23 protein-coding genes are annotated in these 26,232 nt (G+C 65.4%); 13 read left to right on the top strand and 10 right to left on the bottom strand.

The features are described from left to right. The first annotated feature begins 427 nt into the window (after positions 1-427). The 3 genes from NGM10_RS08730 to NGM10_RS08720 all read left to right on the top strand — a co-directional run bounded on the left by NGM10_RS08730 (position 428) and on the right by NGM10_RS08720 (position 2,812). A complete protein-coding gene (locus tag NGM10_RS08730; protein ID WP_253477306.1) occupies positions 428-841 on the top strand; it encodes a DUF5518 domain-containing protein in 414 nt (137 codons plus the stop codon). Positions 842-923: 82 nt separating this feature from the next. Next, complete coding sequence (hemL, locus tag NGM10_RS08725; protein ID WP_253477303.1) at positions 924-2,264, top strand: glutamate-1-semialdehyde 2,1-aminomutase; 1,341 nt, start codon at positions 924-926, stop codon at positions 2,262-2,264. A gap of 83 nt (positions 2,265-2,347) precedes the next feature. Continuing rightward, complete coding sequence (locus NGM10_RS08720; RefSeq protein WP_253477300.1) at positions 2,348-2,812, top strand: hypothetical protein; 465 nt, start codon at positions 2,348-2,350, stop codon at positions 2,810-2,812. Here the strand turns inward: NGM10_RS08720 and NGM10_RS08715 are convergent, their stop codons facing one another. Both NGM10_RS08715 and NGM10_RS08710 read right to left on the bottom strand, forming a co-directional pair. Continuing rightward, positions 2,813-3,985 carry an MFS transporter gene (locus tag NGM10_RS08715; protein WP_253477298.1) on the bottom strand — a complete coding sequence of 391 codons (1,173 nt, stop codon included), beginning with the start codon at positions 3,983-3,985 and terminating at the stop codon, positions 2,813-2,815. An 81-nt stretch (positions 3,986-4,066) separates the two neighbouring features. Next, a complete protein-coding gene (locus NGM10_RS08710; protein WP_253477296.1) occupies positions 4,067-4,354 on the bottom strand; it encodes an HVO_A0114 family putative DNA-binding protein in 288 nt (95 codons plus the stop codon). Positions 4,355-4,570: 216 nt separating this feature from the next. Between NGM10_RS08710 and NGM10_RS08705 the strand changes: the two genes are divergently transcribed. The 8 genes from NGM10_RS08705 to NGM10_RS08670 all read left to right on the top strand — a co-directional run bounded on the left by NGM10_RS08705 (position 4,571) and on the right by NGM10_RS08670 (position 12,733). Further along, positions 4,571-4,906, top strand: coding sequence for a DUF7718 family protein (locus NGM10_RS08705; RefSeq protein ID WP_253477294.1), 336 nt, complete (start codon positions 4,571-4,573; stop codon positions 4,904-4,906). Between the two features lie 55 nt (positions 4,907-4,961). After that, positions 4,962-6,098 carry a hydroxymethylbilane synthase gene (gene hemC, locus NGM10_RS08700; RefSeq protein WP_253477292.1) on the top strand — a complete coding sequence of 379 codons (1,137 nt, stop codon included), beginning with the start codon at positions 4,962-4,964 and terminating at the stop codon, positions 6,096-6,098. Beyond that, on the top strand, positions 6,095-6,838 hold the full coding sequence (locus NGM10_RS08695) for a uroporphyrinogen-III synthase (protein ID WP_253477290.1): 744 nt from the start codon (positions 6,095-6,097) through the stop codon (positions 6,836-6,838). The genes hemC and NGM10_RS08695 overlap by 4 nt, the downstream gene beginning before the upstream one ends. A gap of 288 nt (positions 6,839-7,126) precedes the next feature. Further along, positions 7,127-8,545 (top strand): RecJ family nuclease, encoded by a 1,419-nt coding sequence (gene recJ / locus NGM10_RS08690; RefSeq protein WP_253477288.1) that lies wholly within the window; start codon positions 7,127-7,129, stop codon positions 8,543-8,545. Between the two features lie 262 nt (positions 8,546-8,807). Further along, entirely contained in the window at positions 8,808-10,118 is a 1,311-nt protein-coding gene (gene aspS / locus NGM10_RS08685) for an aspartate--tRNA(Asn) ligase (protein WP_253477287.1), read from the top strand. Between the two features lie 46 nt (positions 10,119-10,164). Next, positions 10,165-10,485: a DUF5783 family protein gene (locus tag NGM10_RS08680; protein WP_253477284.1), complete on the top strand. Its 321-nt coding sequence runs from the start codon at positions 10,165-10,167 to the stop codon at positions 10,483-10,485. Positions 10,486-10,791: 306 nt separating this feature from the next. After that, a complete protein-coding gene (locus tag NGM10_RS08675) occupies positions 10,792-11,151 on the top strand; it encodes a NifU family protein (RefSeq protein WP_253477281.1) in 360 nt (119 codons plus the stop codon). 94 nt (positions 11,152-11,245) lie between these two features. Next, positions 11,246-12,733, top strand: coding sequence for a sulfatase (locus NGM10_RS08670; protein ID WP_253477278.1), 1,488 nt, complete (start codon positions 11,246-11,248; stop codon positions 12,731-12,733). A 43-nt stretch (positions 12,734-12,776) separates the two neighbouring features. Here the strand turns inward: NGM10_RS08670 and NGM10_RS08665 are convergent, their stop codons facing one another. From NGM10_RS08665 to NGM10_RS08630, 8 genes are all read right to left on the bottom strand, one after another. Beyond that, the gene (locus tag NGM10_RS08665; protein ID WP_253477275.1) at positions 12,777-13,802 is read right to left on the bottom strand and encodes a flippase-like domain-containing protein; all 1,026 of its coding nucleotides are present in this window, start codon (positions 13,800-13,802) and stop codon (positions 12,777-12,779) included. Between the two features lie 70 nt (positions 13,803-13,872). After that, on the bottom strand, positions 13,873-14,808 hold the full coding sequence (locus NGM10_RS08660; RefSeq protein WP_253477272.1) for a ketopantoate reductase family protein: 936 nt from the start codon (positions 14,806-14,808) through the stop codon (positions 13,873-13,875). Between the two features lie 316 nt (positions 14,809-15,124). Beyond that, positions 15,125-15,463, bottom strand: a complete 339-nt coding sequence (locus tag NGM10_RS08655; protein WP_368408619.1) for a DUF7130 family rubredoxin-like protein — start codon at positions 15,461-15,463, stop codon at positions 15,125-15,127. A gap of 114 nt (positions 15,464-15,577) precedes the next feature. Then, on the bottom strand, positions 15,578-20,596 hold the full coding sequence (locus NGM10_RS08650; protein ID WP_253477269.1) for a DNA polymerase II large subunit: 5,019 nt from the start codon (positions 20,594-20,596) through the stop codon (positions 15,578-15,580). Then, a complete protein-coding gene (locus NGM10_RS08645; protein WP_253477266.1) occupies positions 20,597-21,016 on the bottom strand; it encodes a PPC domain-containing DNA-binding protein in 420 nt (139 codons plus the stop codon). A 118-nt stretch (positions 21,017-21,134) separates the two neighbouring features. Then, positions 21,135-21,305 carry a DUF7556 family protein gene (locus NGM10_RS08640; protein WP_253477263.1) on the bottom strand — a complete coding sequence of 57 codons (171 nt, stop codon included), beginning with the start codon at positions 21,303-21,305 and terminating at the stop codon, positions 21,135-21,137. A gap of 184 nt (positions 21,306-21,489) precedes the next feature. Next, the gene (locus NGM10_RS08635; protein ID WP_253477260.1) at positions 21,490-22,719 is read right to left on the bottom strand and encodes an RNA-guided endonuclease InsQ/TnpB family protein; all 1,230 of its coding nucleotides are present in this window, start codon (positions 22,717-22,719) and stop codon (positions 21,490-21,492) included. Position 22,720: 1 nt separating this feature from the next. Beyond that, positions 22,721-22,867 (bottom strand): DUF2080 family transposase-associated protein, encoded by a 147-nt coding sequence (locus NGM10_RS08630; protein WP_007543159.1) that lies wholly within the window; start codon positions 22,865-22,867, stop codon positions 22,721-22,723. 284 nt (positions 22,868-23,151) lie between these two features. Here NGM10_RS08630 and NGM10_RS08625 point away from each other — a divergent pair, with 284 nt between their 5' ends. Continuing rightward, positions 23,152-25,002 (top strand): ABC transporter substrate-binding protein, encoded by a 1,851-nt coding sequence (locus tag NGM10_RS08625; RefSeq protein ID WP_253477257.1) that lies wholly within the window; start codon positions 23,152-23,154, stop codon positions 25,000-25,002. Between the two features lie 198 nt (positions 25,003-25,200). Continuing rightward, a complete protein-coding gene (locus NGM10_RS08620; protein WP_253477254.1) occupies positions 25,201-26,232 on the top strand; it encodes an ABC transporter permease in 1,032 nt (343 codons plus the stop codon).

The raw sequence follows: 26,232 nt of genomic DNA, 5'->3' as shown, positions 1-26,232 counted from the left end.
GCGCGTGCTGGCGCGGGCCGCAGTTTGGCCCGCGCCATCATCGCGCGAGGGACGAGCATCGCAGGCCGGAGGCCGAGAAGCGCAAGAGGTTGGGGAGGTTCGAGGCCTGCGGCCGCGGTGCGGTTGGTCGGACTGAGAGGGCCTTCGCGCTCGCGGCCGGAGGCCGTGGTCGTCTGCGCGACCGTCTCGCGAGCGAAGTCTGTGCGAGCGAAGCGAGGACAGGCTCGTCGGAGCGTGTTCCGACGGTGCGAACGAGACCTCGGCGGACGTTTTCCCTCCAATGGCGAGCGCGAAGGGGCTTTCGAGATGCCATTCTCTGTTGGTCGGGGTCGTCGCAATCGGATGGAGACTTCCGAGTCAACGTCACCCTCGGTTACTTCGATTCTGAGCGAGCCAGATATATGTCGCTACGACGAAAAGACGTAGTATGGACAGAGAGACGACGACCACCCGTACCGAGGGACGCCCGCCCCGCGCCGACGAGAGGCGCGACGACGACCCGAACACCCTACTGAACGCCCTCATCGGCGCGGTCGTGACCGTGATAACCGCGCCCCTGCTCCCGTTCGCCGCCATCTTCGGCGGCGCGGCCGCGGGCTACCTCCAGCGCGGGGACTTCGCCGAGGGCGCGAAGATCGGTGCCATCTCGGGTGCCATCGCGGCCGTTCCGGCGGTGCTGTTGGTGTGGCTCGTCTTCGGGTTCTTCCTCATCGGGGCCGACCCGCTGTTCGGGTTCTCGGTCGTCATCGCGCTGGTCGTCTTCTTCTTCGTCGCGAGCTACCTCGTCGGCGCTGGCGCGCTCGGCGGGGCGCTCGGGGCGTACCTCCGGCGGGAGCTGTGAGCGGCGCTTCGAGTCCTCTCGTGGAGGGGACCCAGTCGCGCGGACAGAAATCCACTTCACGCAGGAACCGAAAGTCCAGGATATGCACGACGCGAACTCCCGCGAACTGTACGACCGGGCGCTCTCGGTCCTCCCCGGCGGCGTCAACTCCCCCGTGCGGGCGACCCGCCCCTACCCGTTCTTCGTCGAGCGCGGCGACGGCGCGCACGTCGTCGACGCCGACGGCAACAAGTACGTCGACTACGTGATGGGGTACGGCCCGCTCCTGCTGGGCCACGACCTGCCCCAAGAGGTCGAGTCCCGAATCCAGTCCCAGCTCTCGGACGGCCCGATGTACGGCGCGCCCGCCGAGGTCGAGGTCGAACTCGCGGAGTTCATCGCGCGCCACGTCCAGAGCGTCGAGATGGTCCGGTTCGTCAACAGCGGGACCGAGGCGACCACCTCCGCGGTCCGACTCGCCCGCGGGTACACCGGCCGCGACAAGCTGGTCGTGATGCAGGGCGGCTACCACGGCGCACAGGAATCGACGCTCGTGGAGGGGAAATCGGGCGGCGTGGGGTCGCCGAGTTCCGACGGCATCCCCCCGGCGTTCGCCGAGGAGACCATCACCGTCCCGTTCAACGACGAGGCCGCGGTCCGAGAGGTGTTCGAGGAGCGCGGTGACGAAATCGCGGGCGTGCTCGTCGAGCCGATTCTGGGCAACTGCGCCTCGGTCGGACCGGTCGAGGGCTATCTCGAAACCCTCCGCGAGCTGACCGACGACCACGGCGCGCTCCTCGTCTTCGACGAGGTGATGACCGGCTTCCGAGTCGGCGGCCTCCAGTGCGCGCAGGGCAAGTTCGGCGTCACGCCCGACCTGACCACCTTCGCGAAGGTCATCGGCGGGGGTTTCCCGGTCGGCGCGGTCGGCGGTCCCGCCGAAATCATGGAGGGGTTCACGCCCGTGGGCGACGTGTTCCAGGCCGGGACCTACTCGGGCCACCCCCTCTCGCTGACCGCGGGGCTGGAGATGCTCCGGTTCGCCGCCGAGAACGACGTGTACGACCACGTCAACGACCTCGGCGAGAAACTCCGCTCGGGGCTGACCGACATCCTCGAAGACCACGCGCCCGAGTACACCGTCACCGGCTACGACAGCATGTTCAAGGTCGTGTTCACCCGCGACGGCCCGCGCGACCTGTCGGGCCAGTGCGAGGCGGGGTGTCGCCAGGACCCCGAGTGCCCGCGCTACGACTACTGTCCGAAGAACAAGTCCGACGTGGACGCCGCCGAGACCGAACGCTGGGAGCGACTCTTCTGGCCCGCGATGCGCGAACAGGGCGTGTTCCTGACCGCGAACCAGTACGAGTCGCAGTTCCTCAGCTACGCCCACACCGAGGAGGACGTAGAGGAGACGCTGGAGGCGTACAAGGAGGCGCTGTAGGTTCGAGAGCGAGGAGGCCGACGGAGTCGGCCTCCTCGCTCTCTTGCGACACGCGTTTAGTCCCGCGCTCCGAAGGCACCCCCATGAGCAGTTCCGGTTACAGGCGCGTCAGGAAGGGCTCACACCACTGGTACTGGGTGGCAGCCATCCCGGCGGCGTTCGTCCTCTGGGTGGCCGCGCTCGCGTGGCTCGCGCTCGCCGCCCAGTTCAACGCCTTCTCGTTCGCAGACCGCGTGGTCGAACTCTCGATGGTCGCGCTCGGGATTCCGTTCGCCTTCCTGACGGTCTACTTCCCGATTGCGGTCTACCGCGACGCCAACTACGTCAACCGGACCAGCGGAAAGTGGGCACCCGAACCGATGCGACAGGCGCTCCTCGCGCTCATCGGGGCGGTCGTCTTCGCCGTCGTCGGCGTCGTCACCGTCGTCCTCTCGTTCAGCCCGGTCGTCCCCATCATCGCGGGGTTCGTCGCCAGCGTCCCGTTCGCGGTCCACTACCTCCGCAAGCGCCGGAAGTACGTCGGGGTGCCCGGACTCCCGTGGCGGTAATCAGAGGCCCAGCCCCAGCGCGCGGTTGGCGACCAGCACCGCGAACCCGACGGCCATGATCGCGGCCAGCAGTCCGAACGCCGGAGTCCACCCGGCGGCGTCGGCCACCACGCCGACGACGACGCTCCCGGTCGCGCCCAACAGCATGTAGACGGTCCGGACCAGCCCGAAGCCAGCGCCACGCTCCTCGGCCGAGAGCTTGTCGATGAATCTGGACTGGAGGGGCGCGCCCCAGCTCATCGCCACCCCCGCGAGGACGACGCCCGCGGCGAACGCCGGGAGGGTCGAGCCCCACGCGAGCGTCCCGTAGCCAGCGATGCCGAGGCCCATCGACAGGGACGCCGCGGCGTCCCTGTCGAACCGGTCCGAGAGCCACCCCATCACTGGCTGGGTCGCGCCGTGGACCACGAAGTACAGCGAGAACAGCGCGCTCGCGGTCGTGGTGTCGAGCCCCCGGCCCTCCGAGAGCAACGTCGGGAGGAACGAGGCGGTCGCCTGCCAGGTGAACGCCCCCGCGACCGCCAGCACCGTGGTGTAGGCGATCTCGGGCCGGGAGAGGAGTTCTCCGACCGGTCCGAGCGCGAACCGGTCGCGCATGCGCTGGTCGGGCCGGACGGGCTCGGTCGGTTCGACCCGGGCCGCGAACGCGACGAACGTCGGCACCGCGACGACCGCCCCGAGCGAGAGGGCGGGCCGCCAGCCGTACCGGGCGGCGACCGCGGCCACGGCGACCGGCACCAGCAGTCCGGCGAGCGGGCCGCCCGCGACGTGGACGCCGATGGCCCGGCCGATGTTCTCGAAGTGCTTCGAGATGAACGTGGTCGCCACGCTGTAGTGGAGGCCCGCCCCGGCCCCGAGCGCCACCGCGAAGACCGCGAACGTCGCGTAGCTCGGCGAGAGCGCGAGCAGGAGGCTGGCGACCGCCGTCAGCCCCACCGCGGTCAGGATGACCCGCCGCTCACCGTACCGGTCGCCCAGCACGCCGCTGGGGAACTGCGCGAGCGCGTAGGCCGCCCACATCCCCGAGAGCGCGACGCCGACGGTCCCGGTCGTGACGTCGAACGACTCGGTGATGTCGGGGACGACCGGGCTGATGGCGAGCCGGGCGGCCATCGTGGCGAAGAAGGCGAGGGTGGCGAGCGCGAGGACTGTGTTGCGGTATCGCCACTTCACTCGTGGGGATTGACGGGGTCGGGCGAAGTGGCTTTCGGGTCCGGCAATCGGCGTGCGGGAGGATTCGGTCGGCGGTGGGAGTCAGTGTATCGGTTCGACGACCAGATGGTCGCTCCCGAGATACGGGCGCTTCGCTCGTCCCGTCTCCTCGAAATCGACCACGCCGTGTTCCGCAAGGATTCCGAGGTCTCGGCTGACCTGCCCCTTGTCGCGTTCGACGCGGCGGGCGAGGTCACGGACCGATTCGACCTCCTCGCGGCGTAGTACGTCGATTAGTTCGCGGCGCTTCTCGGTGAGGATTCGCTCCGCGCTCTCGTGACTGAGGACGTGAACGCCGTCCATCCCGCCTCGGGCAAGCGCACGGGCCATCTGCGCTCGACGTTCGACACGTTCGGAATCGGACGCTGGAACGGATTCGTCGCGTTTTCTGTCGATGGATTCAGACATGTGACTTCTTCCTTATGGTTGAGTACTTCCCACAACGGTATAAACGTTCGGTCAGCGAGGGTTCAAATGCGATAACGAGTCATCCACTGCCACCGCTCGACCGGCGCGGTACGGGCGAAACCCAACTCGGTGACAACAGTGTCCGACTTCACGTACATCTACGACATCGGGACGTATCACGGGCGAACGTACTATCTCGGCGTTCGCGCTACCCCAAATTTAGACGTCGTCCGGTCATTTGCAGTCGTCTTGTTCTACGAGAAGAGCAATGGGGAATCGGTCGAAGTTGCGAAGATAGACGACAGCGAACACGAATCGGGATCGGTCCACTTCGACAGATACTATCGTTCGGCGGGTGCGAATCAGAAGGATTTCGACGTCGACGTCTCGTCCGTTTTCGAAGCCGAGGAACGCCTCGCGGAGAACTGGCGGCGCTACGCCCGCCTACACGAGGAGAACCACGGAGCCGAATGAGACGTATCCCGCAAAAACGGACAAGTGTTTCAACCTCGGACGCCGACTCCCGAGTATGACCACACGAGGGACGAAGGTCCGGCTCGCCACGCGGGGGTCGGACCTCGCGCTCCGGCAGGCCGGAGAGGTGAAGGCCGCGCTGGAGGACCGGCGGTTCGAGGTCGAACTGGTCGAGGTCGAGACGACCGGCGACGAGATTCGCGACGAACTCATCCATCGGCTCGGCAAGACCGGTGCGTTCGTCCGGAGCCTCGACGAGAAGGTGCTGTCGGGCGAGCTGGACGGCGCGATCCACTCGATGAAGGACATGCCGACCGAACACCCCGACGAACTCATCGTCGCCGCGATTCCCGAGCGCGCCAGCGCCAACGACGTGCTGGTGACGCCCGACGGGAAGGCGCTGGAGGACCTGCCGGAGGGCGCGACCGTGGGAACGTCGAGCCTCCGCCGGAAGGCCCAGTTGCTGAACTCGCGGCCCGACCTGACGGTCGAGCCGCTCCGGGGGAACGTCGACACGCGCGCCGAGAAACTCCTCGCGCCCGCGCTCCAGCGCGAGCACGAGGCGCGCACCGAGGCCGAGAAGGAGAAGAAAGCGAACGAACAGATAGCTCGGAAGGGCCACAAGAAGGAGTACGAGGGCGAGTTCGACCGGACCGTCGAGGAGTGGTTCGACGACCTCGCCGAAATCGAACGACGCGCGATGGAGCGGGAGGTCGAGACCGAGTACGACGCCATCGTCCTCGCGCAGGCCGGACTCGAACGCAGCGGTCTGGCCCACCACCTCGAATACGTCGAACTCCCGCCCGGGGAGTTCGTCCCCGCGCCGGGGCAGGGCGCGCTGGCGGTGACCTCCCTCGACGACGACCTCGCCGGAGACCTCAACACCGTCCTCGACCACCCCCGGACGCGGGTCGAGACCACGGTCGAGCGGACCGTCCTCGCGGAACTCGGCGGCGGATGCGTCGCGCCCATCGGCGTCCACGCCCTGATTCAGGGCGAGAACGTCCACGTCGACGTGCAGGTGTTCTCTCAGGACGGCACCGAGAAGATAGCGGCGACCCGCGACCTGCCGGTCGAGAACCACGTCGCGGCCGCCAAGGAACTGGCCGCCGAACTCCGCGAGCGGGGCGCGGCCGAGCTCGTCGAGGCCGCCCGGCGCGACGAGCCCGAGGAGGAGGGCAAGCGCGAATGAGCCGAGACGTTCGGGTCGCGGTCTTCCGCCCGGACGACGAGCGCCTCGCCGAGGCCGAGCAACTGCTCGACTCGCTCGGGGCCGACCCCGTCGCCGACCCGATGCTCGAAGTCCGGCCGACCGGGAACGCGCCCGAGTCGGGCGAGTACGTCGTGCTGACGAGCAAGACGGGCGTGGAGTTGGCCGCCGAATCGGGCTGGGACCCCGGCGACGCGACCGTCTGCGCAATCGGGTCGAGCACCGCCGACGCCCTGCGCGAGCACGGCTACGAGGTCGACCTCGTGCCCGAGGAGTACACCTCCGCGGGACTCGTCGCGGCCCTCGAATCGGAGGTCGAGGGGAGACGCGTCGAGGTCGCCCGGAGCGACCACGGGAGCCCGGTCCTCACCGAGGGGCTCGCCGACGCGGGCGCGGACGTACGCGAGACGATTCTGTACCGGCTGGTCAGGCCCGAGGGGTCCGGCGAGTCGGCCGCGCTCGCGGCCGACGGCGACCTCGACGCCGCCCTCTTTACGTCGTCGCTGACCGTGGCGCACTTCCTTGAGGCGGCCGACGAACGCGGGGTGCGGGAGGAAGCGATTGCGGGACTGAACGAGGCGGTGGTCGGGGCCATCGGCCCGCCGACACGCGAGACCGCCGAATCGGAGGGCATCGACGTGGACGTGGTTCCGGAGGTCGCCGACTTCGAGAAACTGGCGTGCGCGGTCGTGGAGGCCGCCGCGCCGACGTATCACGGGTGAGTGGTGAAAATAGCGAGCGTGAGATTCGGTCGTTCTTCGTTCTGCACGGTCGTTTCGGAGCGTCCCGCTCGCACGTCACCGATGAGACCGCAACCACACCCTCCCCACCCGACTCACTCGTTCGCTTCGCTCACTCGTTCCTCCCTCGCGCGACTTGGCGCGGGTCAAACCACGACCCGCGCCAGCGCGCGCCGACCGCAGACGAAAGTCCAACGGGCGATTCGAGGGCCGACCCGATTTCGACCGATAGCGGACCTTTTTAAGCGATACCGACTTACCCTCTCTCGAATGGCTACCGCCGGTCCAGTCCCCGCTCTCGCCGAGCGCGCCGCGTCGTGCGCCGACCGCCTCCGCGAGGCCGACGAGGTGTTGCTCGCGTCCCACATCGACGCCGACGGGCTGACGAGCGCCGCAGTCGCGTCGTCGGCGCTCGAACGCGCGGGCATCCCGTTCGAGACCGTCTTCAGCAAGCAGTTGGACGCCGAGGAGGTCGCCGCAATCGCGGCGACCGACTACGACACCGTGCTGTTCACCGACTTCGGGAGCGGCCAGTTGGACATCATCGGCGACCACGAGGCCGATGGGGACTTCACGCCGGTCGTCGCCGACCACCACCAGCCAGCCGACGCGACCACCGAGTTCCACCTCAACCCCCTCCTGTTCGACATCGACGGCTCCTCGGAGCTGTCGGGCGCGGGTGCGAGCTACGTCCTCGCGCGGGCGCTCGAACCCGAGGACGGGGACAACCGCGACCTCGCCGCCCTCGCGGTGGTCGGCGCGGTCGGCGACATGCAGACCACCGACGGCGAACTCGTGGGCGCGAACACCGCCATCGTCGAGGAGGGGCGGGCCGCGGGCGTCCTCGAAACTGGCACCGACCTGACGCTCTACGGCAAGCAGACCCGACCCCTCCCCAAACTGCTGGAGTACGCCAGCGACGTGTACATCCCGGGCGTCTCGAACGACCAGAACGGCGCGATTCGGTTCCTCGACGGGCTCGGCATCGACCTCAAGGAGGGCGGCGACTGGCGGCGCTGGGTCGACCTGACCGACGACGAGCGCCAGACCGTCGCGAGCGGACTCGTCCAGCGGGCGGTCTCGAAGGGGGTCAGCGCCGACCGCATCGACGGGCTGGTGGGCACGACCTACACCCTCGTCGACGAGCCCGAGGGGACCGAACTCCGGGACGTGAGCGAGTTCTCGACCCTCCTGAACGCGACCGCCCGCTACGAGCGCGCCGACGTGGGGCTGGCGGTCTGTCTGGGCGACCGCGGCGACGCGCTCGAACGCGCCCGGACCCTGCTCTCCGAACACCGCCGGAACCTCTCGGAGGGCCTCCAGTGGGTCAAATCAGAGGGCGTCACCCGCGAGGAGAACCTCCAGTGGTTCCACGCCGGAGGCCGCATCCGGGAGACCATCGTCGGCATCATCGCCGGGATGGCGGTCGGAGCCGACGGCGTCGAGCGCGGGACGCCCATCGTCGCCTTCGCCGAGAAGAACGACGAGGAGGTGAAGGTGTCGGCGCGCGGGACGCCCTCGCTGACCCGCCGGGGACTCGACCTCTCTGCGGTGATGCGCGAGGCGTCTCAGGCGGTCGGCGGCGACGGCGGCGGCCACGACGTGGCCGCGGGCGCGACCGTCCCGAAGGGGACAGAAGAGGAGTTCGTGGCGCGCGCCGACAAATTGGTCGGCGAACAGCTCGGATAGCGAGCGAATCGAAGTCGATTTCTCGACGCCGAGCGGGGCGAACAGCCGGAGCGCCGCCGAGCGGGTCGTCCCGGTCGGGTCGGGCGAGTCGCTGGCCGATGGGCAGACATTTCGTATTGCGGTATGTGATTTATGGCGTGCGTGGTCGACTGCCCACGGACCCACCGAAGAGCGGTCGGAGACCGGCCGGACCCGACCCGTGTCGGTGATAATAAATACGTGCGCGAGAGACCGTGTACGTACTGTAACCCACCACTCGACAATGATAGAGAGAACGTATTCTGGTGACATCACCGCAGAACAGGACGGCGAGACGGTCTCCGTCGCGGGGCACGTCCACGATATCCGTGACCTCGGCGGGCTGACCTTCGTCATCGTACGGGACCGCGAGGGACAGATGCAGACGGTCTTCAAGGAGGAGAACGACGAGGACCTCTTCGAGGCGGCACAGGACCTCGGCAAGGAGGACGTGGTCCGGATCACCGGCCGCGTGAAGGCCAGCGACCAGGCTCCCGGCGGGGTGGAGATGGTCCCCGAGTCGCTGGAGGTCATCAGCGAGGCCGACTCGCCGCTCCCGATGGAGGTCGCCAAGGACATCGAATCGGACCTCTCGACCCGCCTCGACAACCGGGCCATCGACCTCCGGAAGCCCGAGGTTTACGCGGTGTTCTCCCTTCGCTCGAAGCTGATGTCGGCGATGGAGGAGTGGTTCGACCGCGAGGGGTACGTCGACGTCGACACGCCGCTCATCTCCCAAGAGGGCGCGGAGGGCGGCGCGGAGCTGTTCCCGGTCGTCTACTACGGCGACGAGGTCTTCCTGTCCCAGAGCCCCCAGCTCTACAAGCAGATGCTGATGGCCGCCGGGTTCGACAAGATCTACGAGACCGGCACCGCGTTCCGGGCCGAGGAGTTCGCCACGTCCCGCCACGTCTCCGAGATCGCGATGTTCGACGTGGAGCTCGCGTACATCGAGGACCACCACGACGTGATGGACGTTCAAGAGGAGTCGCTTCGGTACGCGCTGGAGCGCGCCGCCGAGGAGGCCGCCGACGAACTGGAGACGCTCGACGTGGACCTCACCGTCCCGACCGAGCCGTTCCCCCGCATCACGTTCGAGGAGGCCCGTGACCTCCTCCTGACCGAGTTCGATCACGTCCCCGAGGACGACGACGACCTCGACACGAAGGGCGAGAAACTGCTGGGCGAGTACTTCGAGGAGCAGGGCCACCCCGCGTTCTTCGTGGTCGGCTACCCGGACGAGAAGTTCTACTACAAGCAGGACGTCGAGGGCGACGACATCGCCTCCCGGAAGTTCGACCTCATCTACCGGGGCCAAGAGCTCTCCTCGGGCGGCCAGCGCGAGCACGACATCGAGACCATGGAGGCGTACATGGACGAGCAGGGCGCAGACCCCGAGAACTTCCACTTCTATCTGGAGGCGTTCCGGTTCGGCATCCCGCCCCACGGCGGATACGGCCTCGGTATCGACCGCCTCGTTCAGAAGGTGGCCGACCTCGACAACATCAAGGAGGCCATCCTGTTCCCGCGCGACCCCGACCGCGTGACGCCCTGAGACCGTAATCAGTCCGTTTTTTGGCGTCCTCCCCGTAGTCGGGGGTATGGCCGACTTCGACCCCGAGAAGTTCGAGGACAAGTACGTCCACTACTTCAACGAGCTCCAGAAGGCGTACAAGAACGCGTTCAACCGCCTGAACGAGCGGTACGACTCCGAACTCATCCACGCAATCGACCAGCAGGTGCTCAACGAGAGCGAACCCTTCTACGAGGGCGAGGGGGAATTTCGGGTCGAACTGCCCGAGGACCCCGTCGACCGCGTGCAGGGCATCCTCGTCGAGGACGAGAAGGTCGAAGAGATGCTCGACATCTACGTCGCGGAGATAGAGACCGAGTTGCGTCGGGTGTTCGGGTTCGAGGAGTAGGTCGAAGGAACCGGCGGCCCGTTTCGGGCGTTTTCTGCGTCACGAACGCTCTATTCGTATTGTAGAGCCGTCGCTGAGGGGTTCGAGGTGCCAGCGCGGGAAATGGGGGACCAATCCGGAACGCGAGGTAAATCAAATATCGCTATATCGAATTCCCGGCGCGTGGCGAGCGATGTGACGCCCGACGTCTCACACCGGGCGAGGCCGTCTCCCCCGAGCGCACGAAGTGCGCGAAGAAGCAAAGCGACCGAGTTACCGAATATGTTGAACCAAAGGCCTAAGACCGCACGAACCCTACCCGGGCGTATGAGCACCGAGACTCAGGACGACGGGGACGACCTCGAAGAGCGGGTCAGTAACTTCCTGCGGCGGAACTTCCCTCAGATTCAGATGCACGGCGGGAGCGCGGCCATCCAGAACATCGACCGCGAGACCGGCGAAGTCCACATCCAGCTCGGCGGCGCGTGTAGCGGCTGTGGCATCTCGCCGATGACGATTCAGGCCATCAAGAGCCGGATGGTCAAGGAGATCCCCGAGATCGAGCAGGTCCACGCCGACACCGGCATGGACGGCGGCGGTCACGGCGGCGGCATGAGCCCGTCGTTCCCGGGCGAGACGACCGACGACGACGGCGACGACGACGAAGGCCCGCAGGCCCCCTTCTAATCTCGGTTTTTCCGGCCGCGAAATCCCGGAATTTCTCCGCGGTGACCCGGCTAACATCAGGATATTTATCCCCCCGGGAGTTGGATGAACGGGTATGACTACCGACGACACTCCCGGGAACGTCGTGTTCGTCGTCATGGACACGGTTCGAAAGAGCCACCTCTCAGTCTATGGCTACGACCGCCCGACGACGCCCGGACTCGAACGGTTCGCCGAGGAGGCGGCAGTCTTCGAGCAGGCGGTCGCCCCCGCGCCGTGGACCCTGCCCGTCCACGCCTCGCTGTTCACCGGGATGTACCCGAGCGAGCACGGCGCGAGCCAAGAGAACCCCTATCTCGAAGGCGCGACCACGCTCGCCGAGACGCTCTCCGCGGCGGGCTACGACACTGCCTGCTACTCCTCGAACGCGTGGATCACGCCGTACACCCACCTCACCGACGGCTTCGACGACCAAGACAACTTCTTCGAGGTGATGCCCGGCGACTTCCTGTCGGGCCCGCTCGCGAGGGCGTGGAAGGCGATGAACGACAGCGACTCGCTCCGGAAGGTCGCCGACTACCTCGTGAGCGTCGGCAACAAGATACACGAGTACACCGCCTCGGGCGAGGGGGCCGACTCGAAGACCCCGCAGGTCATCGACCGCACCATCGAGTTCATCGACGACGCCGACGACGAGTACTTCGCGTTCATCAATCTGATGGACGCCCACCTGCCGTACCACCCGCCCGAGGAGTACAAGGAGGAGTTCGCGCCCGGCGTCGACTCGACGGAAGTCTGTCAGAACTCCAAGGAGTACAACTGCGGCGCGCGCGACATCGACGACGACGAGTGGGAGGCAATCGAGGGGCTGTACGACGCCGAGATTCGCCACATCGACGCCCAGCTCCAGCGGCTGTTCGGCTGGCTCCAGGACAACGATGAGTGGGAGGACACGATGGTCGTGGTCTGCGCCGACCACGGCGAACTCCACGGCGAACACGGCCTCTACGGCCACGAGTTCTGCATCTACGACCCGCTGGTCAACGTCCCGCTGATGGTCAAACATCCCGAGATGGAACAGGGCGTCCGGGAGGACCAACAGGTCGAACTCCTCGACCTCTACCACACCGTCCTCGACCACGCGGGCGTCGGCGCGGAGCGTTCGACGGTTCCGCTCGACCGAACGCGGTCGCTGCTCTCGGCGGATTACCGGGACTTTGCAGAGGGGGAGTTCGCCTTCGTGGAGTACTTCCGGCCGGTCGTGGAGCTGAAACAGCTCGAACAGAAGGCCAGCGACGCGGGCATCGAGTTGGAGCGGGACTCGCGGTTCTACTCGCGGATGCGCGCCGTGCGCCGACCCGACGCCAAGTACATCCGCAACGAGCGCATCTCCGACGAATTCTACCATCTCGATTCGGACCCGGGAGAGCGCGACGACGCCCGGGGCGAGGGGAGCGACGAAGAGGTCGAACTCGAAGCCACCCTCTCGTCGTTCGAGGAGCAGGTCGGCGGCGAGTGGAAGGAAGTCGAGGACGAGAACGTCCTCGGCGACATGAGCGACGACGCGAAAGATCGGTTGCAGGACCTCGGCTACATCGACTGACGGAGTCCGTTTCGACGGACGGCGTTCGGACTACCGACTGTTTTCACACCGAATCGATGCCGACGATGCTGACGACGCTCCCGCCGATGACGACCGGGACCCAGTAGATGGCGGCCCGGAAGAGGACCACGGCGGTAAACGCCGTTCCCCAACTGACGCCCGCAGCGGGGAGGCTCGACAGCAGGCCGACGAGGACCGCCTCGATGCCGCCCGCGCCGCCGGGAAGCGGCGTCACCCCGGCGATAGCGCCGACCGGGACGACGAACAGCAGGACGGAGAACGGTACCGACGACCCGATGGCGACGAACGCTAGCCAGAGGGCGACCATCTGCAGGACCCAGCCCGCGGTCGACGCCGCGAGCGTGAGTCCCAGCGCCTTTCGGTCGGCCGCGACGCGCTCTATCGAGGTGAAGAACTCACGGATTCGCGCGTCGATCTTGGCCCGGCTGAGCCCGATATCGGCGGGGACGAACTTCGAGAGTCGTCGAAGGACGGGCGCGAGCAGTCGCGCGACCGTTCGACGGACGACAGCGCGATTCCGCCACCCGAAGAAACCCAGAATCGGAACCGCGACCGAGAGGACGAGGATGGCCGTGGTCGCGACCCGGAGCTGGCGGGTGAACGGGGTCTGGGTGGCGTAGAACGCCGCGCCCGACAGCGAGAGGACGATGGAGGGGACGAAGTTGAGCGAGTCGACGCTCGCGATGGCCGCCAGCCCGCGCTCGTACTCGGTGTCGGCCACCTTCGAGATGAGAAGCGCCGTGACGGGTTCGCCACCGGCCTGTCCGAACGGGGTGACGTTGTTCGAGAACATCGCGCCGTTGAGGACGAAAAACGACTTCGCGAGCGAGATGTCGGAGCCGAGGACGTGGAGGACGGTGCGGAGACCGAACCCCCACGCGGCGAGCCAGCCGAGCGTCGCGACCACGACGAGGGCGACGACCTGCGGGTCGGCCTTCCGGAGCTCCCGGACGACCTCCTCGACGCCGACGAAGTACAGGAGCACGCCGAGAATTGCGAACGTCCCGAGGAATCCGAGAGCGGTCGTTCGCAACTGCGCAGCGTTCATGGCTGATGGTTGCTTCCTTCACTAATCAGTATGTCGAAGTCCTCGAAACCCGGTCGAGAGACCGGGGGAGTCACGGTTCCGGTCCGTCGGAGCCGCGGGAACCGGAGCGGTCCTCGTTTCGTCCCGACTCCCACGCTCGGAGGAGGTCCGTCAGCGTTCGGTTGACCGGGACCGAGACGCCTCGCTCCCGTGCGCGCGCACAGACGTGTCCAGTGATGGCTCCGACCTCGGTGCGACGACCCGCCAGCACGTCCTGAAGCATCGACGAGGCGTTGTCGGCGGTGTCGTCGGCGACCCGTTCGAGCGCGGCGACCGCCTCGTCCTCCGGGAGGTCGACGCCCTCCGCGCGGGCGACGCGGGCGGTCTCGCGGGCGGCCGCGGTCGCGACCTCGCGGGCGGGGCCGTCGAGCACCGCGGCGTTCTCGACGCGGGCGAGCGCGGTGGTGGCGTTGATGCCCGCGTTGACCGCGAGTTTCTCCCAGAGGCGGCGGGGCATGTCGTCGGCGACGGCGGTCTCGATACCCGCCGCGCGGAACGCCCGGCCGACCTCGTCGGCAATCGGGGCGGTGGCCCCCTCGCGCGGGCCGAGGACGACCTCGCCCTCGCCGGTGCACTCGACGAATCCGGGGTCGCGCAGGACCGCGCCGTAGGAGGCGGTGCCCGCGAGGACGGGACAGTCGAGGAATTGCGCGAGTGCCTCCTCGTTTCCCATCCCGTTCTGGAGCGAGAGGGCCGCCCGGAACTCGCCCGTGGCGAGAGTCTCGGCGGCCGACTCGGTGTCGAAGGCCTTGACCGTCACGACGACGAGGTCGGCCGCGAGACCCTCGCCGTCGGTGGTGGCCTCGGGCGCGACCGCGAAGTCGAATCGCCCGCCGACGCGCAGGCCCGACTCACCGACTGCGGCGACGTGGGGGTCGCGCCCGACGAGCGTGACCGCGTGTTCGCGCGCGAGCAGGCCGCCCACGAGGCTCCCGAGGCTTCCCGCGCCGAACACGACGACGTTCATGTCGACCCATTGGGACCGGGGGTAGAAAAGTCGGGCCGTCTCTGGTCGGGAGAGCGCGAGGTGACCCACACCACCTCGGCGCGCGCTGGCGCGGCGCGGCTGTTTTGCGCCGCGCCATCAGCGCGCGAGGGATGAGCATCGGAGCGACTGCAAGGAGCGAGAAGCGCAGTCGGTTGGGGAGGGTGTGGCCTGCGGTCGCGGTGCGGTTCTCATAGGTACCGGAGGTAGCTAGCTAGCTTCGCGCTAACTGCTCTTCAAATAACGGAGAACCAAAAACACGTCCCACCACTCCGATTCCGAACCAAAGGAAAAGCGTCTAGTCCTCGGTCCAGTACATCAGCGCTTCCTTGGGCTCGCCGCAGTTGGGGCACTCGTCGGGAAGCCCGTCGCCGATCTCGCCCATCTCCCCGCAGTCGGTGCATCGCCACATCAACTCGGCTTCCCCGAAGTCGTGGCCCGAGCGGGCGTGTTCGATGCTCAGGCTCTCGACGCCCTCGCGGGTCGTCACGAAGAAGCCGCCCGACTCGAATCCCCGTATCTCCCCGAGTTCGTTGTCGTCCACGTCGTAGACTGTCTGGCCGAGGTCGAGTTGCATGATGGCTTCCTCGGCCTCCTCGTCCCCCTCTTCGGCGGGTGTCTCGCCTTTCCCACTCATGTCGAGGGATACGACGGCATCCGTGATAAGCTTCCTTCCCGATTCGAAATCACGTTCGGCCAGCGGTCGTTTCGAGGAGAGTGAATCTCCGAGGAGAGTGAGTCGTGATTGGGGCTACATGAAGTCGGCAATACTGCCCTGTTTGTTCTTGTCGTTCTCGAAGATGCTCTCCAGTTTCCGGTCCAGAAGCTCCAGTCGCTGTTTGGTGTACTCCCGGCAGTCGTAGGTCTCGGCCACCTGAATGGCGGTCTCCATGTACTTGTTGACCGACCCCTGATGGACGGTGAGGTTCACGTCGCCGCCGCACTCCCGACACTCCCGGGTCAGGGGCATCCGGCGGTACTTCTCGCCGCAGTCGAGACACCGGGTCTCCTGTCGGGAGAACGCCCGGAGGTTGCCGATGAGGTCGGGCAGGAAGTGGTACTCGATGACGCGCTCGGCCACGTCGGTCTCGTCGACCGCGTAGAGCTTCCGGGCGAGTTCGAGCTGGGCGTCCATCTTGTCCATCATCGACCCCAGCGTCTTGTACGCCGAGAGGTCCGGCCCGAGCGCGATGTTCGAGGTGTCGTGGCTGTGGTGGAAGTCGGTGTACTCCCGGTCTGTGCCGAGGTTCTCCTCGGCGATGGTCATCACGTCCTCGACCGCGCCGGGGTCGGCCATCTCGCGGGTCGCCTCGTAGAACTCCCGGGGGTACTCCCGCACGATGTCCATGTTGTGGGCCTCGTCGTCGATCTCGGAGGGGTCGATGCGCGAGGACATGACCAGAGGCGCGTCCATCCGCCCGCCGCGTTTGTCGGGTAAGAATTCTTTGCTGAAGTTTAAAAGACCGTCCATGAGAAGCATAACACAGTCCTCGTCTCCGTCGCACTGGCCGACGAAGAGATCATTCGCAACGAGCGTGTGAGTGTCTTCAACCGTCAGCGAATACGTGCTCTCGATATCACTCTCTACAATCTCGACGGATTCCACTTCGTCGAGCCAGAGTTCACCACCATCACCGAAAATGCGCTGGGACCGCACGGGGATAGAATCGAGAGCATCTTCGAACGTCTCGGACTTCCTTTCGAGGTCGAATCCGATTTCGGAAGCGAACTGTTCGGCGTTCTCGGATGTCACCTTGAGAACCCACGACTCGAATTCCGGAACTGGTTCGTCGCCGTAGAACTCGGCGATTGCCCCTGTCGAAGGACAGCGAGTTTCCGTGTAGACCTTGCTGGCGATACCGAACCGCTTCAGCAATCCAACGAGATCGTTTTTCAATTCATCGCTAACCGTATGCGCCCGGAGTTCGACACGGTCGCTTGCTACACTTCCATCTCCACTGAAGTAGGCCCGGAGGAACTCCCGAACGACGGGCTTCGGTGAGTTCAGGATGTAGTCCGGTGCCCGCTTGTCGTCGGCAACGCTCCCAGCGTTAAGGATTTGAGTGAAGAGTAGAGCGACTAGACGACTCGAAGTCGTGATCTTCCACTCGTTCTCCTCGTAAGGCGTTACCGAGAGTTCATCTTCGAGAGTCTCGATGATGTGGTTCCGAGGTTCGTCATCCGGCGTGCAGATGGTCGTCTGGTAGAAGTTCCCATCTTCGAATCGAGTGAATCCCTCAGCAGTGTAGTATCCGAGAACCTTCGCAATATCCTCTGTAATAGTGAACGTTCGGCTTACCGACGCAGTATCACGTCTCACACCGAGTTGGACGTCCTGAGGAAGCTTTTCGATGGTTTCCTCAATGCCGAAGAGAGCGATGAGGACAGATGCCGGAATGCTATCTCGGTTCACCCAATTGTAGACGGATGAATCGCTTTTGCCTAGTTTTTTTGCGACTGGCTTGAGGTATCCACTATCCTCGGTTGCAGAATCGAGGAGTTCCTTAATTCGCTCTCCACCAAGACCCCGTACCATCAATTCGTCGTTCGGAATCGAGTCGAGATGCAGGAACTCTCGGAGAAGATCGATAGAGGCGTGTTCCCCTTCGAATCCAATCTCTTTCGGAGACGGTATTTCGTCACCAGCAGATAGTGCATTAGCTTCGACTTCCTCGATTCCATCAGGAGTCCACCGACGCATCGAATGGTCCGGAGTCACCGCAATCTCCCGTCCACTCCGCGTCTCGATTTCGACGAGGTGGTCCGGGGCGGGATGTTTCGAGACCGCTTCGAGCGGTTTCTGAACGATTTCGCCGTCTTCGTCTACCGAGGGGACCCACACGTTCCCATCCAGCTCCTCGACCAGCGCGCCGAAGTCGTCCTCCCGCGGGTCCTCCAATCGCTCTTCGACTACCGTCCGAATCTCGTCGTAGTGCCAGTCGCCGGACTCGTCCTCGTACCACACCTTTGTCTCGGGGTGGAAGCAGTTCCGGCGTTTCGCCGCGTGAAAGTACGGATGTGCGTATCCCACGGCCGCGCTCGTGAACCCCACGACTCGGCCCACCACGGCGGCGGAGGTGTGGGGAGCCATCCCGAAGACGAGTTCGCCGACGAGTTCGTCGCGGTCGTCCATCTCGTAGAAGGGCTCCAGCCCGTAGTACTGTTCGAGCAGGTCGTCGACGAAGTCGGCGGTCTGGAGCATGTGCTCGGCCGCGCCGTCCGAGAGCACGATGTCCTGGACTTTGAGCTCGACCAGCTGGTCGTCGTGGCGGAGTTCGTCGCCGTGGATGTCGGTCTCGTAGCCCAGCGACCGGAAGTGGTCGGCGGTCACGTCGAGTTCGGAGGGTCGGACCGCGGTCACCGGGAGGTCGGTCATGTCGTACCGGACCGTGCCGTCCTTGAACGAGGAGACGTCGTGTTTCGCCCGGAGGATACCCTTCTCGATGGGCTCGGGCGTCTTGTACGACGACGACAGCCCCTTGACGCCTTTGAGCGTGTCGAAGGCGTTCTCGCGCTCGCCGACCGATTCGAGCGCCGACCGGAGTTCGTCGTTCACGTCGATGGTGCGCCACTCGACCGAACTCGCCTCGACCTCACAGCGGTCACAGACCGCACGTCCCGACTCGTCGAGTTCGACCACCGAGTCGCAACTCGGACATTTGAAGTGCGGGAACGTGTCCCCCCCGCACTCGGGGCAATCGGTCTTGTAGGTGTGTTCGCCACACTCCTCGCACTCCCGGCGGCCGACCTGCATCTCGACCTCTCCGGGGGTGCTTTCCATGTCGTCGGCGTGGGAGGCCGCGGCGACCACGTCGCGCTGGCTCCCGCCCGCCTCGCCGATGGGAAAGAGGGTGTGGACCGCGGGCGAGAGGTCGCGGGACTCGGACTTCTCGGGTCGGCCCATCCGGTTGCCGATTCGGGTCGGCGCGCGCTCGCGTACCTCGAAGGGCGCGACCTCGTTGACCGCCTTCACGGCGTTGTCGCCGGGTTCGTCCTCGCCCCACTCGCGAGCCGACTCCAAGAGGTCGTCCCACGTCTTCTCGCGGTCCTCGGTCAGGCCGAGCGACAGCGCGAGGGGTCGCCACTCGGGAATCCGGATGCGGTCGTCACTCTGCGAGTGGCGGACGAGCAGTTTTTCCAGGGGGTCGCGAACCGCGTCGGCGTTCTCGACGAGGAGGTCGCCGTCCTCGGTTTCGCCCGCCGCGACCGCGTCGGCGAGCGCCTCGAACCCCTCGACCGGGATGTCGTGCCAGAGGTAGGTGTACTTCGGGTGGAGCGGGCAGTCGTACTCGGTCGCCCACTCGATTGTCTCCTCGACGCCCGGGTCTTCGAGGTCCACGCGCGGGGAGTCCCGGAGCGCGCGCACGTCGGCCCCGGCGGCCTCGAAGTCCTGTATCCACCACTCGAAGGTGTAGGAGGCGGGTACCAAGGGGTGGTTGTTCTCGACGAACTCGCCGTAGTTGACCAGGTACTCCCCGAGGTCGAGTATCGCCTCGACGCCGTTGCGGATTTCGAGCGCCTCCGCGGGGTCGTCGATTCGCCGCACGTCGCCGTTCGCGAGTTTGACCGTCGGTCCCTCGATGGAGTCGACGGGCACGACGCCCGCGGCCTTGCCGGGGCGCTCGGTCTTAATCTGGGTTCCCGTGGCGAGGAAGTCGTCCACGAGGTGCATCGTCGCGGGGTGGACGCCCGCGGTCGCGAACCCGTGGTTGCGCGCCCGGCCGTAGCGCAGGCGGAAGCCCCCGGCCTCGCTCGGGTGGCCGAAGACGGGTCTGCCAGCGATGAGGTCCCGGAGGAACTTCGTGGCGGGTTCGGCTCGGGGCGGGCCGGTCTCCTCTGGGTCGCCCTCGTCGGCCTCGTCGCCGTCCTCCGTGCCCCCCTTGGCGTCTTCGTCGCCCTCGTCGTCCTCCGCGTCGTCGCCAGCGTCCTTGCCGATGGTGCCGTCGATGAGGTCCTGCAACCACGGCCAGTCGACCTCGTCGAGGTTGCGGGTGTAGCGCTGTATCTTCGGGGCCTTGAGCGCGATTCCCTCCGCGAGGACGAGGCACATGCCCCCGCGGGCGTTGTTGGTGTCCACGCGTTCGAGGTCGCGAAAGCCCGAGACCTCCTCGTCGCCCGTGGCCTCGCCGTCGAGCATGATGGGCATGTGCTCGGCGATGAACTTCGACTCCTTGTCCTTGGGCGAGTACTGGAGGCCGGTCTCCTTGTCGTAGAGGTTTATCTCCTCGGCGTAGCGCTCGATCTCCTCGTCACGGGCCTCGTACTCCTCGACGCCGATGAGCGCGCGTGTGTAGTCGGCGACCAGCACCGAGAGGGCCTGTGCGGTCCCGCCCGCCGACCGGATGGGACCCGCGTAGTAGACGTTGACGAACTCGGTGCCGTCGTCGTTTTCGAGGAGTTCGACCCGGTCGATGCCCTCGATGGGCGCGGCGACCACGCCCTCGGTGAGCAGGGCGACCGCGGTCCGGACCGCGCCCTCGACCTTCCCCTCGCGGGTCTCGTAGTCGCCGACCCGGCCCTCCGCGAAGTCCTCTGCGAGTACGAGGGCGGCCTCCTCCCGAGACATCTCGCCCTCCAACTCGCGGACGCGCTCGGCGACCCCGTCGATGCCGAGGATGTTCTCGACCCGGTCTGCCATGTCCTTCGCGACCGGAATCTCGACCTCGGGCTTGGGGTCGCCGCTGTCTGCGCGGGCCGCGCGGGCGACCTCGAAGGCGTCGTCGAGGTCGGATTCGAGGCGCTCGAAGTAGCGCTCGTCTTCCGGCCGCATCTATAGCCAGAGGTCGAGGTCGGTGGGTTCGTCGTGTTCGCGGGTGAGCTCGTCCTCGAAGGTCCGCATGTACAGTTCCCCGGCGAACACCGTCGCCGAATCGAGGTGACCCGCGAGGGTCTGGCCGCTCCGCCGGGACAGGACCGCGTGAGTGTGGGCGAACCGGTCGCCGTCCAGCCACGAGACGTTGCCGACGCAGGCGGCGACTTCGAGCGGTTCGTCGAACTCGACCTCGCGGTACTCCATCTCGGTCTGGTCGTAGAACCAGACGGTGGCGTTCTGAACCGCGCCCATGGCGACGAACCACCCGGCGTCGACGCCCTCCTCGTCGGCCAAGTCCTCGATCTCGGCGCGCCAGTCCTCGCCGTGTCCGAGTCGCGCGACGAACTCGCGGTCCCCTGAGACCTCCCGGTAGTTCATACTCACGGGAACGGACACCACCGGCAAAAAGGTTCAGTATTGGGTCGTTATCGAGATGGCAGGCGCCGATACGGGGATGCGGTCGGCGCGAAAAGGACGGACGGGCGAAAGCGAACCGTTACTGCCACTCGCGGAGGGAAGCGCTACCGGATACGGGGACCGAGAGCCACGCTCCGTCGGCCGTCGTGTCAGCGATGATGAGTCGCTCCGTGCGACCATCATCGTCCAGCGAGGCCATGACCTCGCGCTCTGCGACGGGGTCCGACGTAGTGGCCGTGTTGTGGGCCATATGTGTGAATTGGTATCACGGCTTATAAACGCTCCGGAACGACAGGCCGCTGGCGGAATGGGGGCATTCGTAGAGCGGTACGAAATACCATGCCGCATTGTTATAACTTTTCTGTTATAATTCGGACCGTGGTCTCGGACCCGTATCGTCGGTCAAATATGAGAGAGAAGTGAACTACCCCACCCTACTCGCTCACCGCTGACGCGGTTCGCTCCTTGAGGGTGGGGCTTCCTGTTTCCACGACGCGCTTTGCAGATACGGACGTATCCACAGGGAGCGCAGTCTCCACAGGCGTTGATTCGGAGTGAACCACTCCTACCTTTTCCAGACCGCGAGAAAGAATATTCCACGCCGCATTCGCGTCCCTATCCGCCTCGAACCCACACGAAGGACACGAGTGTTCACGAACCCACAGCGGTTTGTCCGTCTTGACACCGCAGGACGCACACTCCTTCGTCGTATCTTTCGGGTCAACCGCGACGAAGTGCGTTCCTTCGCGCTCGCACTTGTATTCGAGCATCCGCAGGAACGTCCCCCACGCCGCTCCCGCTCGATTACGAGAGTTGCCCGGGAGTTCGACCAGTCCCTTCGCGTCCAAATCCTCAACGGCCACCAAGTCGTACTCGGTCGCGTAGTAGTTCGAGAGTTTGTGCAAGAAGTCTCGCCGCTTGCGCTTCAGGTCGGCGTGTCGTTCGGCCACGACCTGCCGTTGTTTTTCCCAGTTCGCAGAGCCATGTTCCTTCCGCGAGAGGTCGCGTTGTGCGCGTTCGAGTCGCTCACGTTCCTCGCTGAAGTCGGGACTCTCAATGGCGTACCCGTCAGTATCGTGGGCGTACTTGAGAATCCCCACGTCGATACCAACGACTTGTTCTGGTTTCTCAGGTTTCTCCGGCGTTGCTTCGTCCACGTCGATACCGAACGTGGCATACCACTCGCCCGTGGGTTCTTGCTTGACCGTGACCTGTTTGATGGTCGCGTTCTCGGGAATGTCTCGGTGGAGGTGAATCGGAATCTCACCGATTTTGCTTAACCACAAGACAGGCCGACCACTCGTATTCTTGAGTTTGAAGCCGGACTGGTTGTAGGTGAGAGACCGATACTCCCGAGGGGGCTTCCAGTTGAGCATCCCCACAGCACGCCCGTTCTCCTTCTGCGCTTTGAGCGTGGAGAGGTTGTCGTAGACGCGCTTGACTACCATCTGGAGAACTTTCGAGTGAACATTTCCGAGGTCGTCCCACCACGATTTGAGGTCGGGAAGTCGCCCCTGAACCTCGTAGCGAGCAGGAATGTCGTCTGCCTCGTTGAGTTTGTAGAGGACGTGATTGTACAGTTGCCTACAAGTATCGACGTGGTGTAGAAGCGTCTCGGTGAGGGCTTCTGTCGGGTTGAGTCGATACTTGTAGTTGTACTGCATCTTACTCGTCTGAATCGGGTTCGGAGACGCGGACGACTTTCACGTCGGCTCCGCGCCAGCGTTTGGGAACGATGACGTGCGCACTATTCCCCGACGGTTTTGCCGTCCCGTCGAGGACTTCTTCGCCTTCGATTTCAAACCTATCCATCACCTATGTATATACTTTGGATAGACATAAAGGTAGCGGTGGGCCTGTGGGCTGGGCGGTGAACGTGTTTGAGAATCGTGCGGCGCTGTATCCCCTCCCTACTGCGCTACTCGGTCGCTTCGCTCCCTGCGTTGCTCCTTGAGGAAGGGGACTTAGCGCCTAATTCCAGTTAAAGAGCAAGAGAGTAAATTCGTCTAGGAATATATGTATTACGGCGTTATGGCGGGCTTTCCCCGGGTAATAAGCGGTAAGTTTATCCGGTCCGGTTTACAATGAGCGGTTGGATGACAGATACTGACAACCTGAGCCGCCGTCGCTTCCTGCAGGCGACCGGCGGTGCGGCATCGGCCGTTGCCCTCGCTGGCTGTACCGGCGACGAGGGCGATGGCGGGAACGAGACCGAAGAGACCGAGGCCGGGGAGACCGAGACCGAGGAGACCGAGACGGAGACCGAGGAGTCCGAAGTCGGTGACAACTACCTCCGCCGGATGAACTCGACGATGACCACGCTCGACCCCATCGAGGCGACCGACACCGCCTCCGGTGAGGTCATCCAGCAGCTCTTCGACGGGCTGATGAACTACCCGAACGGCGAGGTCGAGCCCGAGACCCAGATCGCCGACGACTACGAGGTCTCCGACGACTACACGACCTACACCTTCACGCTGAAGGAAGGTGTGACCTACCACAACGGCGACGAGGTCACCGCAGATGACTTCGTCTACTCCTGGGAGCGCCTCGCGGCCTCCGAGAACTCCAGCCGTGCGTACTTCATCCTCGACTCCATCGGCGTCGTCCACGAGACCGACGGCGACGGCAACTACGAGCCCGAGTCGATAGCGGTCGAGGCGACCGACGACTACACCCTCGAGATGGAACTCGACGGACCGTTCCACGCCACGCTCCCGATGCTGGCGTACACGTCGTTCGCCGCGATTCCCGAGGGCATCCTCGGCGACATCGACGGCTACGACGGTGAGATGGAACACAGCGAGTTCGCCACCGAGAGCCCGGTCGGTGCCGGTCCCTTCGAGTTCGACACATGGGAGTCCGACACCGAGTGCATCGTCACCGCGTACGACGACTACCACGGCGACGCCGCCAGCATCGACGGCGTCCACTGGAACATCTCCTCGGACGGCAACGCGAAGTACACCTACTCTGTCGTCAACCAGAACGCCGACCTGTTCAGTGAATTTCAGACGTCCCAGTACGACCCCGACAAGGTCAGCGTCGAGGAGACCGACGACCTCGGCCGCGAGACCGGGACGTACGGTCCGACCGACAGCGACGCCACGCTGAACTACGAGGCCGTCTCGACCATCAACTCCTTCTACGTCGGCTTCAACACCGACTCGGTCGAGAAGCCCGCGCGGCAGGCCGCCGCGTACGCGATGAATCAGCAACAGGTCGTCGAGGAAATCTTCAAGAACCGCGGGACGCCCGCGTTCCACCTGACGCCGCCGAACGCCTACCCCGGCGGTGCGCCCGAGTACGACGCTCACGCCGAGGAGAACTACCCCTACGGCTACAACGAGACCCAACTCGACAAGGCCCGCCAGGTCATGGAGGAGGCTGGCTACAGCGACAGCGAGCGCTACGAGTTCACCATGACGGTCTACGAGTCCTCGGACACTTGGGAGGACGTCGCCGTCCTCCTGCGTGACCAGCTCACGAGCGCGTACATCGACATGGAAGTCGAGAGCGCGCCGTTCTCGACCCTGCTGGAGCGCGGTCGCAGCGGCAACCTCGAAGCCTACTCGCTCGGCTGGGTGATGGACTGGCCCGCACCCGACAACTTCCTGCAGCTGCTCAACCCGCCACAGACCGACACGTCGAAGGACGCTCCCATCTCCTACGTCAACTGGGCCGACACCGACGCGGCCAGCTCCGCCGAGGAGGCGTGGGCGACGGTTCAGGACAACCTCGCGCCGACCGACGAGGACGAGCAGGCACGCGCCGAGGCCTACGTCCAGATGGAGGAGGCCAACTGGGAGGACGTCGCGATGCTCCCGACCTACCACCAGCTCGACGAGCGGTTCAGCTACGACTGGGTCGACGTGCCCAAGTTCGGCGGTGGCGGATACAGCCGCCAGATGTACAACAACGTCGAGCTCGGCGAGCGCGACAACTGACGACCGACTGAGTTCCTTTTATCGGTGCGTTCGACGGGTTGGGAAGCGACGGTGCTCGGTAGAGTGAGACGAGTGTTCACGCGACAAAGCGCAAGACATAATGAGAGGTCCCCCAAATTCATCACGCATGTGCGCGGTCCAGTTTGGGAAACACGTACAATCCGACGCGCGTAGCCGCGACCGCGGCGGTGGTTCGCCGTGAGCAGGTGGCGGTACTTCGCGAAGCGAGTCCTACTGTCCATCCCGATACTCGTGTTCGGGGCCTCGATCACCTTCCTGGTCATCCGTGCCGGGCCGCTCGACCCGGTGTCGGCGATTCTCGGACCACAGGGTGACCCGCAGGCGTACGAGGCCATCGAGAACCGACTCGGGCTGAACCAACCGCTGTGGCAACAGTACATCGACTACATGGTTCGGCTGTTCACCTTCGACCTCGGTCAGTCGTGGGTCGTCCAGCCGAACACGAGCGTGTACGAACTCGTGCTCGGATACGCCCCCAGAACCATCTGGCTGGGCTTCTGGTCGGTGCTCATCGCCATCTTCATCGGGATTCCGCTCGGCTTCTACGCCGGACTGAACCCGAACACGTTCAGCGACTACGTCGCGTCGTTCGGTGGTATCGTCTGGCGCGCGATGCCGAACTTCTGGCTGGCGGTCATCCTGATGAGCGTCCTCTCGCAGTCCGAGAAGATTCTGTTCGGGTTCGACTGGGAGAACTGGCTCGTCGCGACCAACGTGACGGGACCACCGCCGTTGCCCGACAACCTCTGGACGCTACTGACGAGTCCCGACGCGTTCGTTCCGGCGCTCAAGAAGATCGCGCCCGCGGCCATCGTGCTGGGGTCGGCGTCGATGGGCAACGAGATGCGTATCGGCCGCACGGCCGTGCTGGAGACCGTCAACTCCAACTACGTCGAGACGGCGAAGGCGAAGGGCGTGCCGCCGCGCTCGCTGGTGTGGAAGCACATCTTCCGGAACGCCCTCATCCCGCTGGTGCCCATCATCACCGGGGAGGCGTTCCTCCTGATCGGCGGGTCGGTCCTCGTCGAGACGGTGTTCGACATCAGCGGGCTCGGCTTCCTGTTCTTCCAGGGCATCAAGAACGGCGACATGCCACTGGTCGGGTCGCTGATGTTCATCTTCATCCTGCTGGTCGTGATCATCAACATCATCCAAGACCTGCTGTACACGATAATCGACCCGCGAGTCGGTTACGACGGAGGTGCCTGA

Source organism: Halorussus salilacus, from assembly GCF_024138125.1.
Lineage (GTDB): Archaea > Halobacteriota > Halobacteria > Halobacteriales > Haladaptataceae > Halorussus > Halorussus salilacus.
The sequence above is the reverse complement of the archived record's forward strand: the minus strand, read 5'-3'. Positions and strand labels throughout refer to the sequence as shown.